At 46.5% G+C, this 12,952-nt stretch carries 8 protein-coding genes and 1 tRNA gene; 6 read left to right on the top strand and 3 right to left on the bottom strand.

All coding sequences use genetic code 11. The annotated features are described in order from the left end of the window. Nucleotides 1-1,293 precede the first annotated feature (1,293 nt). The 3 genes from CIK88_RS05965 to rsmI are packed head-to-tail and all read right to left on the bottom strand — an operon-like array spanning nt 1,294 to nt 4,540. Entirely contained in the window at nt 1,294-2,919 is a 1,626-nt protein-coding gene (locus CIK88_RS05965; RefSeq protein WP_094389704.1) for a C10 family peptidase, read from the bottom strand. 39 nt (nt 2,920-2,958) lie between these two features. Then, nucleotides 2,959-3,810, bottom strand: coding sequence for a lipoprotein (locus CIK88_RS05970; protein ID WP_094389703.1), 852 nt, complete (start codon nt 3,808-3,810; stop codon nt 2,959-2,961). A 55-nt stretch (nt 3,811-3,865) separates the two neighbouring features. Beyond that, on the bottom strand, nt 3,866-4,540 hold the full coding sequence (gene rsmI / locus CIK88_RS05975; RefSeq protein ID WP_094389702.1) for a 16S rRNA (cytidine(1402)-2'-O)-methyltransferase: 675 nt from the start codon (nt 4,538-4,540) through the stop codon (nt 3,866-3,868). 331 nt (nt 4,541-4,871) lie between these two features. Between rsmI and CIK88_RS05980 the strand changes: the two genes are divergently transcribed. The 6 genes from CIK88_RS05980 to metG all read left to right on the top strand — a co-directional run bounded on the left by CIK88_RS05980 (nt 4,872) and on the right by metG (nt 12,932). Continuing rightward, nucleotides 4,872-5,456: a thymidine kinase gene (locus tag CIK88_RS05980; RefSeq protein WP_094435283.1), complete on the top strand. Its 585-nt coding sequence runs from the start codon at nt 4,872-4,874 to the stop codon at nt 5,454-5,456. A 41-nt stretch (nt 5,457-5,497) separates the two neighbouring features. Then, entirely contained in the window at nt 5,498-6,907 is a 1,410-nt protein-coding gene (locus tag CIK88_RS05985; RefSeq protein ID WP_094435199.1) for a DUF4836 family protein, read from the top strand. Nucleotides 6,908-7,259: 352 nt separating this feature from the next. Further along, nucleotides 7,260-8,477 (top strand): ABC transporter permease, encoded by a 1,218-nt coding sequence (locus CIK88_RS05995; RefSeq protein WP_254046692.1) that lies wholly within the window; start codon nt 7,260-7,262, stop codon nt 8,475-8,477. A gap of 71 nt (nt 8,478-8,548) precedes the next feature. Further along, nucleotides 8,549-8,621 (top strand) — tRNA-Lys (locus tag CIK88_RS06000). A gap of 415 nt (nt 8,622-9,036) precedes the next feature. Then, entirely contained in the window at nt 9,037-10,614 is a 1,578-nt protein-coding gene (locus CIK88_RS06005; protein ID WP_094435203.1) for a glycoside hydrolase family 28 protein, read from the top strand. A 251-nt stretch (nt 10,615-10,865) separates the two neighbouring features. Further along, nucleotides 10,866-12,932, top strand: coding sequence for a methionine--tRNA ligase (gene metG, locus CIK88_RS06010; RefSeq protein ID WP_094435205.1), 2,067 nt, complete (start codon nt 10,866-10,868; stop codon nt 12,930-12,932). Nucleotides 12,933-12,952 lie beyond the last annotated feature (20 nt).

Genomic DNA, 12,952 nt, shown 5'->3' on the forward strand with positions numbered 1-12,952 from the left:
TTGAGAGTATGTTCTCCGTGAGGAGAGCATACTTTTTTATTATACTGTAAATATATTGGGCGCTCCTTGCATTACCGTTGTAAAGTTACCTTACTTACATTACACAAAATGGTAACATGGAGGACTCTTATGTGGCTTTGCATGATTTTTATGGTTTGGCCTATGAGGTTGGGGCTGTTGGGCTTGCGGCAGGGTGTTTGGGGTGGACAGAGGATTATCTCTGTCGGTTGTCTGGAGAATAACAAAGCATTTGAAGCCCGTGAAGGGGTTTCTACATGGTTGGACCATAGAGATCCACAGGATGGACGAAATGGCTTTGTTCGCCTCGAAAATGCTCAGTGTGGACAGGAAGCAAGGGGTTCTACATCGGCAGAGTAGAAGCAAAAAGGCATATTGTCGGTTTGTGGTTGCAGAAGGGGGTTCTGCCAGCCATGATGGTGGCTTTACGTCGAGTTTTCGATAGATTCTCGTCGGTTCCTCGATCGACGTTCGTTGCTCTTTCGTTCGTTTTTCGCTTGTTCCTCGTTCGGTCCTCGATCGGTCTTCGATAGACTAACGACTAAGCAACGAGAGACGAACGAGAGACGAACGAGGACCTAACGAGAAGTTAACGAGAACCGAACGAGAAGTGATCGGGAAATCGTGGGCCTTCTGTCGTGACCTGATAGCATGGGAATTTGTTGATTTTGTAAACATAAGCAGCATTTTAGTTGTTGGGTTATTTGTTTGATTTTTGGTTTAAAGGTTTCTTTCTTGTTTTTGAAATCATCCTCGGCTTGAAACACAAAGATACAACATGACACCCCCGAAATGCAAGAGTTTTGGCAGCTTTGACTCAATATTTAATATACTTTAACTTTATTATAGATATTTTTACCCACACTCATATAGTGCTTTTATAATTTGTTCCTGACAATATAAGCCAAGGGCATATCACAACAAATAAATCAAAGATCAAATGAATGACATGGAGTGCCACGGATGGGGGTAGAAATTATTACCAGAACAAACCTGTTTTATAGTATTTGCTCCGTAGCGATTACTGAAATCCTTGGCTATTGATTCGGGCAAAGTATTGTAATCTACCGGTGTTTCATTTTCGGAATTACATGAAGAGAATACGAAAGTAATGACTACAGCCAATACGCATAATAAATGTTTTGTACTTGATAATTTTATTCTGTATTTTTTTTTATTTGTTCCATTTCATGGCATCTTTTCTCGCCAAATGGGCAGAGGACAAGTAAACTTAACTCTGTCCATTTGGCTTAACGAAAACGTGTTTCTGATGTGTTAGCGCATCACCTTTCTGGTTTTGCCATTCTGCCGAATAATGGTCAATCCGCGGTGGTTGGCAGATACGCTACGACCCTGCATATCGTAATAGTGCACGCTGGTATCGGTTGCCACCTTAGCCTGATGAATGCCTGTAGTCTGTTCGGCGAGTTCGCAAGTGCCATCAGCAGACTTGGTCAATAGGCGTTCGTAGAACTTGCCGCCCAGACCACGCACTGGTCGATAATCGGCATCCTTTACATCTTTTGCTACAAGACGCACGCGATAGGTGCCGGCTGTCAAGCCACTAAGATCATAGGTCTGACGTGCTGAGCCATTGTATCGGTCATAGGGGGCCAGATTGATATTGACATATTCGAAATATTGCTTTTCGGTGGAACCTTCTGCGGTATTCTCCAAAAGGACTCCTACTGTACCATCAAAATCCAGATGGCCTGTATTGAAGATATTGATGCTCGATACACTAAGCTGTCCTTCGGGTGTGATCAAGAGACCGCTGAGCGACGAGGTACATCCCATGTGCGACTCAAAGGGCATTCCTGTCACAGCCTCTTTCTGTGGGATGAGTCGTGTGATGATTTCCTGTCCGGAATTAAAGGCAAAGCTGTTATCAGGATTTAGTTTGTCGATGGCATAATAACCATCACAAACACCATTCCATCCCCAGTTAACATAAATCATACCGTTGGCATCAACACCAGTCAGCAGAAATGCATGTCCACCTCGGCCTGAGTCATCACTGGCTCCCATGAAAATGGGGCGTCCTTCTGCCAATTCAGTATAGACAATATTCATCCATTCGCTGTCGGAATAGAAGTCGCGAAGCACATAATGGGTGGCATCCTCATTATAACCGAAGACCGTAGCAAAAGCTGCTGCCGCATCGTCTGAATAGGCACCGCTTCCTTTTGAGGCATAATTCATATTAACGGCACGACCACAGTCATAGACCAACTGTCCTACGTTCTGCTGCTGTTTTTCTGTTACGTCAGCAGCACGGGGATCATAAGGAATATTGTCCCAGTCGTAGTCGGATTTGATGTTCTCCACCACAGTCTTTGAGGAATAGGCATTCAAGGTTTCATTATAAATCTCAGTAGTATAACCTCCAGGACCTTCTGCATGAGTGGGATAGGCATAATAGCGAAGCACTTGAGACATGGCTGTTGCCACACATCCGCAAGGCAGGTGTTCTCCCTTTACTGTTGGACAATAGTAGTTATAAGGCATATCCTGTCCCCATTTCGTTTGCAACAGATTATCAACTACCGTGAAGTCTGGTTGCTCATCGGCAGAATAATGTTGCTGTTGCAATGCCTTGTCGGTAGCTTTCAACCACCATTTCAATCCGCAAGGCAGATGTTTGGCATCGAAATTGGTTTTTGAATAACCTAACACCGCTCTGCCTTCGCTTGTTTTTCCCACGACGACAAATCCCTGCATGGCACTACGATAGATAGCATAGGTATTGGTTTCGGTGGCAAGTGTCACCATTCCATTGATACCCATCTGTTGCAACTGTCGATTGGCAATCTCTTTCATCACTTGTTGGCTTCTAACAATGGCAAAACCTTGCAACGATGTTATCATCGCCACCAACAGAAGAACTAAAGTCCGTTTCATTTAATCTTTATGTGTATGTATTGTGTTTATATCGTGTTTTTATTTCACCAATACCACGAGATACTTACTGGTGGACCAGAACAATTGTGGATTGGTGATGCGAAGCACATACTGCTTGTTGGCATCGCGGTCGAGCGTATAGCTGGCTTGCGGATGTGAGGTGAGTAGTTGTGCGCTACGCGAATAGAGGCGTATCTCCTTATCCACACGGATATCTATCTTGGTGAAATAGTCGCGATTGAAGTTTGACTGGAGTACTTTACCATCTACAATGATACGCTGTTCTTTGAGTTCTTTCTTTGTACCATAAACAAACCATGCGGTATTGAGCTGCTTGTCCTGTACAGAGATGGTTTGCGACTTCTGACTGCTTTCCTCTTTCAGCGATGACACATTGGTATTGAGGTTGGTCACCTCCTTATCGAGTTCACCGATGCGCACATCCTTGGCTTCAAGTTCTGCACGAAGCTGACGCATCTGAGCATCCTTCTCCTCCATCTGACGGGTGAGATTGTCGAGGGTGCGGCGCAGTTCATCACTTGCTACCGAACTTTGGCGAAGCTGGTTGCGCATTTTATTGATAAGTTCGCGATTGTGCTGCATGGTCTGCTGGATAATCTGAATATTTTCGCGAATGCGCTCCACAGCATTGGCACCCTCACCCTGTTGGGCAACGGTAACTCTATTCTGTGCCTGATTGATGGCACGGAAGCCCTCTTCGATATCATTGATGGTGGAAACCATGTCGTTGATCTCGTTATCCTTCTGTTGGATGATGCGATTGAGTGAATCGGTCTTTTGGGCTATCTTCACTTCTTCTGCTTTCGGACCTTTCTGTCCGCAAGCCACAAGCATCATGGCGCCAATGGCCAAAACTATCATCTTTTTCATAATTCTTGTATTTTGTCTTATTACCTATTTTATATTATACATAAGTGTTTTACTTTCATGTGGGCTTGCCTGCCAAGACTATGACAAACTCGCCACGTGGGTCGTGCTCTTGAAAATGGGCAATGACTTCTGCCAAAGTGCCACGCACACTCTCTTCGTGTACTTTGCTAATCTCACGACAAGCACTAACCTGACGATCGGGTCCCATCACCTCTGCCAACTGTTGGAGAGTTTTCAATACACGGTAGGGTGACTCATAGAATATCATCGTGCGCTCTTCATCAACCAGCGACTGTAGTTTGGTCTGGCGTCCCTTCTTCTGAGGCAGAAATCCCTCAAAGCAGAAACGATCACAAGGCAGACCGCTACTAACCAATGCCGGCACGAATGCCGTTGCACCAGGCAAGGTTTGCACCTCTATGCCAGCACGCACCGCTTCACGCACTAAGAAGAATCCGGGATCGGAAATACCTGGTGTACCCGCATCGCTGATGAGGGCTATGGTTTGTCCGGCTTTGAGCCGTTCTACTATTGATGCACTTGTGCCGTGCTCATTGAATTTATGATGCGAAAGTAAATGCTGCTGAATCTGGAAATGTTTCAGCAGGTTACCGGAAGTGCGCGTATCTTCCGCCAACACGAGGTCGGCCTCTTTCAAGATACGGACTGCCCGAAAAGTCATGTCCTCCATATTGCCAACAGGCGTGGGAACGATATACAGGATACCCATAACAGGGGACAAAGTTACGAATAAGCATGGAAAACACAAAGAAATTTATTATTTTTCTTGTTGTTACGGGATGAAAGTAACTTTTATTCACTAAAGCTTATCACCTACGACACTCCTTTTACACAGCAGAAATAGAGAGAAATTAAAAACCAATGCCCCGCTTTCGTTAAGTCAAATGAACTTAAGCAAGTTTGCTAAAACTCTGCCATGTCGAGAAAACGAAGGCAGAAGCAAATCCTAATGACCGATTTGTGAGAAAATAAAAGTTTTTTATCGAAAGTAAGAGAAGATATTGGCATAATTCAAATAAAATGCCTACATTTGTAGCATGATTACAGAAAACATGATTGGTGAAGTGCGCCGCCCAGGCAGAATAGAGGTAGTATGCGGTTCGATGTTCTCAGGAAAGACAGAAGAACTCATACGCCGTTTACGCCGTGCCCAGTTTGCCAAACAGAAAGTCGAGATTTTCAAACCATCCATCGACACACGCTACAGCGATGAAGAGGTGGTGAGCCATGATCATAACACCATCTCATCAACTCCTATTGAGTCGTCTGCCAGCATTCTGTTGCTATCAAGTGACATCGATGTGGTGGGTATCGACGAGGCACAGTTCTTCGATGACGGTCTGGTGGACGTATGCAACCAGTTGGCCAACCGTGGTGTGCGCGTCATCGTGGCAGGACTCGACATGGACTTTAAAGGCATTCCTTTCGGACCAATGCCAGCACTCTGTGCCATTGCTGATGATGTAACGAAGGTACATGCCATTTGTGTAAAATGCGGTTCACTGGCGTATGTCAGCCACCGCACCGTTGACAGCGACCGTCGTGTACTCTTGGGCGAAACCATGGAGTATGAACCGCTCTGCCGCGAATGTTACAAGAAAGCACTTCAAGCCGAACAACAATAGCCTATTCACCTTTTATACAATAACCCTTAAACCTAAATGTTATGAAACAGAAAACGACGAAACTCGCCCTGATGCTCCTTGTAGCTGTTGTGGCATTCACCTCGTGTTCGAAATCCAGTAAGACAGCACGCTTCCTGCCTGACGATGCCATTACTATGCGCATCGATGTGAAGCAGATTCTCGACAAGAGTAAAGCCGCCGACAACGATGCCGTAAAACAGCAGCTGGCAAAGAATCTGGAGGCTATGGGTAAGAATGAAGAAGCTAAAGCAGTATTGAAAGCTGTAGCTGAAGATCCTGCTAAGGCCGGTATCGACCTACGCCAACCCTTATGGGTAAGTGCCAATGCCGAAGGTAAGAATGCATTGCTGGTGGGCGAACTGCTCGACAAAGACGATTTCGTGAAGTTGCTTACCGCCTTGGATAAGGCTCCAAAAGAAAAAGACGGCATACAATATATCGGAGAAGGAACCAATGTGATTGCCTTCGACGATGACTGTTTCGTGGTTTCTGACGGCACCATCGACGATGTCATCAAGAAGTTCAATGCCGACACCAAGGGTACAATGGCAGAGAGTGACGACTTCAGCAAACTCGCTGATGCAAAAGGCATCATGCAGGTGCTCATTCCCATGGGCGTTGCACAAAATCAGTTGACCGCAGAACAGAAAGCCTTACTGCCTAACGGTCTTGACATGAAGGACCTCTCAATACTCCTTGACCTGAGTTCTGAGAAGGGTTCTGTTACGCTTTCCGTAGAAGCCATTGCTAAGAGTGATGCTTGGAAGCAGAATATTGAAGAAGGAAAGAAGCTGATGCGCAATATCGACGGCGACTATGCCAACTACATTGCAGCAGACGGCATGTCTATTTTCTGCAATATTGACGGTAAAGCCTATTTCGACTATCTCGAGAAGATGGGTGTTTTCAAAAACCAAAAGACCATCAAATCCGACCAATTGGAAATGGCTAAGGGTGTACTGGGAACCATCGATGGCGACTTCACCGCAGGTATCAGCAAGTGGGAAGGCTTCATCCCCAACGTATGTCTCTATCTGAAGACCAAGGACAAGAAGATTATTGAAACGCTCAACCAATTGGGCATCAAGAGCAGCAAAGAGATGAATTTTGGCGAAAAGAACGGTACTACCTATTTGGCTATTGGTGGCGAGCCATTTGCTGAAGCCAAGCCTGCTGTATCGAAAAGCAACCTCAAAGGCCACCGCGTGTATATTCATATCGGTGCACAGCTGGCAGCCAAAGCCATACAAGGATTCTGCACCCGCAGTCAAGCTAAGGCTGCCCAATCGGCTGTGGAGAGTATTAAGAGCATCGAGATCTACGACACAGCCGATACCAAGGTTGACTTCCGTGTCAATATGAACGATGCCGACAAGGATCCTGTAGAGATTCTGGCAGACACCATGCTCGGACAGTTTGGACTCAACTAATAAATAACAGAACTTTAGCATGTGGGGAAGTTAAGGGAAGTTAGGGAAGTTAGAGAGAAGTTAAGGGACAAATGTCCTACGTCTTACGGCAAAAGGCTATTGTCTCTTAACTTCCCGAACGACCGTAGGGAGTGATAACTTCCATTTTATGGCACCTTTTCTCGCCATGACAGAATTAAAGCGAGCTTTATTCTGCTCATTTGGCTTAACGAAAACGTTCCATTTTATGGCACCTTTTCTCGCCATGACAGAATTAAAGCGAGCTTTATTCTGCTCATTTGGCTTAACGAAAACGTTCTTTAACTTCAATCAATTCCCTCAGTTGCGAAACTTGAATAAATAACAGAACTACGTGAAGAGCCATCATCATCTGCTCTACAAACTGCTCAGCCGTGGAATGAATGCATGGCAGTTGGCTGGTTTTGTACTTGCCAACCTGTGTGGCATGACCATCGTATTGGCTGCCATACAGTTTGCCACCGATATCATTCCGATATTCTCCGGTGGAGACAGTTTTATGCGACCTGGGCAGATGGTGGTGGCTAAACACGTGAACACTATCGGCACGTTGACTGGCACAGCGCCAACCTTCTCACCAGAAGAAATAGAGGAGATGCGCCAACAACCATTTGCCACTCGTGTGGGAACTTTCACCCCATCTTGCTTTGGGGTGGTTGCTACCTTAGGTAGCCAAAGATTAGGTGTACAGTTTTCCACCGATATGTTTTTCGAAGCCGTGCCCGATGAGTTTATCGATGTGGATTTGTCTCACTGGCAATGGCAACCAGGCGATACAGATATTCCCATCATTCTGCCACGCAACTATCTCAACCTCTATAATTTCGGCTTTGCTACCAGCCAAGGACTTCCCGCACTTTCTGAGAGTCTTGTACAAATGGTAAAGATCCGGTTTCTTTTGCGCGGTAGTAACGAAACTGTAGAGATGACAGGCCATGTGGTTGCCTTCTCCAAAAAGCTCAATACCATTCTGGTGCCACAACGCTTCATTGACGAAATGAATCGTCGGCTGTCACCCAACCGCAGTGCCACCCCATCACGTCTTATTGTCAGCGTTGACAATCCAACAGACGACCGTCTCATTACTTTCCTTGACGACCGAGGATACGAAACCGAGGCAGACGATGCAGAATCAGCACGCACTGCTCTTTTTCTGCGCATTACCACTGGCATCGTCATTGCCGTTGGCCTCCTCATCAGTGCCTTGGCGTTCTATGTCTTGTTGCTCAGCATCTTCCTGCTCTTACAAAAGAACACGGAAAAGATAGACACCCTACTGCTCATCGGTTATCGACCTTCTACTGTAGCACGTCCTTACCACCTGTTGACACTGACCGTCAATACGCTGGTACTGGTCATCGCCATACTACTGATAGTCATGCTGCGCACATATTACATCCCACTTTTCGGCAGTCTCTATCCAAGTTTCAGTGCTGCGACACTTGCACCGAGCCTACTCACAGGCATCGCACTTTATATATTTGTCGGCATACTAAATTACGCTGCAATACGTCGCAAAGTACTCCATATTTGGCACATGCATAAAAGATAATTCAAAAAAATCAGAAAAATATTTGGTGGTTTCAAATAAACTTCGTACCTTTGCATCCGCTTTCAGGCAATGATCCGCTAGCTCAGTTGGTAGAGCACAACACTTTTAATGTTGGGGTCTTGGGTTCGAGCCCCAAGCGGATCACCTCAAGAAGAGAATCAGCAATGGTTCTCTTCTTTTGTTTTGGTATATGTACTATAGATACAAAACAATGGGGCGCACCCGATAAAACGGCTCAGTAGATATTTCTGCCTCAATTTATCTGATAATTCAGTAATGAGAGGACGTTTAGACGCAAGAAGGACGTTGAAGGACTTTGTTGCGGATTTGAGGCATGCTAAAAAAAACTCCATAGTTCTGCAAATGGTTAGGTGCCGAACTCTTTCCAAGTGCATCCCGAACACATCCCGAACACATCCCGAACACATCCCGAACACTTAGAGTGAGATATGCAGGTAATTAACGACTTTTCCGCCCGAATATTTTGTATTGTGATAAATAGTCGCTAAATTTGCACACGAAACAACAATACCCATCTACTAAACAACAGATTATAAACATGAGAAAACTATTTGCCATTGTTGCCGCCTGCCTTATGAGCATGGGTGCCAATGCCGCTTGTGGCGACAACTACGACGAACTGTACACCAATCTCCCCTTCGAGATGAATAAGGTGACACGTCCACAATTTCCTGATAATGAAGTCAACCTCCGCGATTTCGGTGCTGTTGGCGACGGTTCTTCACTCTGTACCGATGCCTTCCGCAAAGCCATCGAAGCACTCTCTGCTAAAGGCGGTGGTCGTCTGACTGTACCTCAGGGCGTATGGTTTACCGGTCCTATCGTACTGAAAAGTAACATCAACCTCCATTTGGTGAAAGGAGCCATCATCCTTTTCTCACCAGACGATGCCCTCTATCCTTTAATCCATACTTCATTTGAAGGCCTCGACACTCGTCGTTGCCAGTCGCCTATTTCAGGCAACAACCTCACCAATGTAGCTATTACCGGTCAAGGTGCCATTGATGGAAATGGTGAGTTCTGGCGTCCTTTGAAGAAACAAAAGGTGACCGAAGCCCAGTGGAAAGCCATTACCTCACGTGGCGGTGCTTTCAAGCGTGCCGACTATTGGTTTCCTACCGAAGGTGCACTCAATGCTGACAACAATGCCAATATGAACGTGCCAGCCACTCCATCGAGCGAAGCCGAATGGAATGCTATGAAGCGTTTCCTTCGTCCTGTGATGATTAGCCTGGTGAGCTGCAAGAATGTATGGTTGAAAGGTGTCACTTTCCAGAACTCTCCTGCCTGGAATATCCATCCGTTGATGTGCGAGAATGTACTCATCGAAGATGTATTGGTACGCAACCCATCGTATGCACAAAACGGCGATGGCCTTGATTTGGAATCTTGCAAGAATGCTTTGATTGTCAATTCCACCTTCGACGTAGGCGATGATGGCATCTGCATCAAGAGCGGAAAGGATGCCGATGGTCGCAAGCGTGGCATTCCTTGTGAGAATGTTATCGTCAGCGGCTGCACCGTATTCAAGGGGCATGGCGGTTTCGTAGTAGGTAGCGAGATGAGCGGTGGTGTGAAAAACATCATGGTCAGCGACTGCCAGTTCCTCGGCACCGATGTAGGTCTGCGCTTCAAGAGCACCCGTGGTCGTGGCGGTGTGGTTGAAAATATCTATATCCGCGACATGTCTATGTTCGACATTCAGACCGATGTCATCACCTTCGACCTCTATTATGGTGGCAAGTCTGCCGTTGAAGCATTAACCGATGGCGACGAGAAGAAGCAGCAGAGTGTACCTGTATTCAAGGTTGACGAAACCACGCCATGCTTCCGCAATATCGACATCCAGCATGTCATCTGTCGCACTGCTCGCCGTGCAGCCTATTTCAACGGTCTGCCAGAGATGCCAGTTAGCAATATCAACATCCGCGATCTTGAAGTAAACAACGTGAAAGAAGGTATCGTAGTCAACCATACGAAAGGTGTGACACTCAACGACATTCATGTTCAAACCACTGGTCACATCTTCAAGGCCAACAATTCGACCGACATCACCATCAACGACAAGAGTTATAAGAAACTGCCCAAAGAAGGTCTTTCGCTCGATACCCTGTAAGAGAAACACTCACATACCATCACCGCCTGTTGATAGGATATAGATTCCTGCCGACAGGCGGTTTTCTTTTACTCCACGTTCGGAAATATAAAAGAAAATGGGATTTTCTTTTGTATTTCGCTCACTTAATCGTACCTTTGACGCGATGCGTCTAAGGTAGGCTGCACCTCAGAAATACAAAGAAAATGAGCCATTTTCTTTGTATTTCGCTCGGTTTGCACTACCTTTGCATTAAAATAACATATTATATAATGGCAGACAAGAAATTCAAGAGAACAACAGTGACAGCAGCACTGCCCTACGCCAATGGCGGTGTGCACATCGGTCACCTGGCAGGAGTTTATGTACCTGCAGACATCTATGTAAGATATCTGAGACTGAAAAAAGAAGATGTGATGTTTATCGGTGGTAGCGACGAACATGGTGTGCCCATCACTATCCGTGCCCGCAAAGAAGGCATTACCCCACAGGACGTGGTAGATCGTTACCATAAAATGATTAAAGACTCATTCCAAGAGTTCGGCATTTCATTCGACATCTATAGCCGCACCACCTCAGAAACACACCATAAGTTTGCAGCAGAATGGTTTCGCAAGCTCTACGACGAAGGCAAACTGACCGAGGAAACCTCTACACAACTCTACGACGAAGAAGCCAAACAGTTCTTGGCAGACCGCTACGTTACCGGCGAATGTCCTTATTGCCACAGCGAAGGAGCATACGGTGACCAATGTGAGAAATGTGGACGCGACCTGTCGCCCCTGGAACTTATCAATCCAAAATCGACCATCAGCGGTTCTACACCTGTGATGAAAGAAACCAAAAACTGGTATCTTCCCCTCAACAAATATCAGGACTGGCTGAAACAGTGGATTCTGGAAGAGCACAAAGAGTGGCGTCCCAATGTCTATGGACAATGCAAATCATGGCTCGACATGGATCTCCAGCCTCGCGCCATGACACGCGACCTCAACTGGGGTATTCCCGTTCCCATCGAAGGAGCCGACGGTAAGGTGCTCTATGTATGGTTTGACGCCCCAATCGGCTATGTTTCCAACACCAAAGAACTCTGCGAGAAAGAACCAGAACGCTGGGGCAACTGGGAAACATGGTGGAAAGACAAAGACACCCGCCTCATCCACTTCATCGGAAAAGACAATATTGTATTCCACTGCATTATCTTCCCCGTTATGATGAAAGCCCACGGCGGCTACATCATGCCCGATAATGTGCCAGCCAATGAGTTCCTGAATCTGGAAAACGACAAGATATCTACCTCACGCAACTGGGCTGTATGGTTGCACGAATACTTGGTTGATATGCCTGGCAAACAGGATGTGTTGCGCTATGTACTGACTGCCAATGCACCAGAGACCAAAGACAACAACTTCACTTGGAAGGATTTCCAAGACCGCAACAACAACGAGTTGGTGGCTATCTATGGCAACTTCGTCAACCGTGCACTACAACTCAGCAAGAAATACTGGGGTGGCGTTGTACCTGCCTGTGGCGAACTGCAGGATGTTGACCGCCAGGCATTGGAAGAATTCAAGGACGTGAAAGGTCGCGTAGAGGCATTGCTCAACCAGTTCAAATTCCGCGAAGCACAGAAAGAGGCTATGAACTTGGCACGCATCGGCAATAAATACATCACCGACTGCGAACCATGGAAGGTTGCCAAGACAGATATGAAACGTGTGGAAACCATCCTCAACATATCTCTCCAACTGGTAGCCAACCTTGCAATCGCCTTCGAACCGTTCCTGCCATTCTCAAGTAAAAAGCTGCGCGATATGCTCAATATCACCTCATTCGACTGGGAACAGCTCGGTTCTACCGATTTGCTTGAGGCAGGCCACCAACTGGGCGAGCCTTCACTGCTGTTTGAAAAGATTGAAGACGATGTCATTCAGAAGCAGCTCGACAAGCTCGAAGCCACCAAGAAAGCCAACGAGGCAGCAGCCTATAAAGCCGCTCCCATCAAGGACAACGTATCGTTTGAAGACTTTGAGAAGCTCGACATCCGCGTCGGCCTCATCAAAGACTGCCAGAAAGTGAAGAAGTCGAAGAAGCTCCTTCAGTTTACTATCGACGACGGAACAGGCACCGACCGCACCATCCTCAGTGGCATTGCCGCATTCTACGAAGACCCTGCCGCCCTTATCGGCAAGCGCATCCTCTTTGTAGCCAATTTCGAACCACGCAAGATGATGGGTATCGAGAGCCAAGGCATGATACTCTCTGCCGTTGATTTCGACGAGAGTCTCAGCGTGGTTACTACCAGCAAAGACGTTAAACCAGGCAGCCAGGTGGGATAATCCCACTTTGGCTTGCCCAA

The organism is Prevotella sp. P5-50 (genome assembly GCF_002251295.1).
Lineage (GTDB): Bacteria > Bacteroidota > Bacteroidia > Bacteroidales > Bacteroidaceae > Prevotella.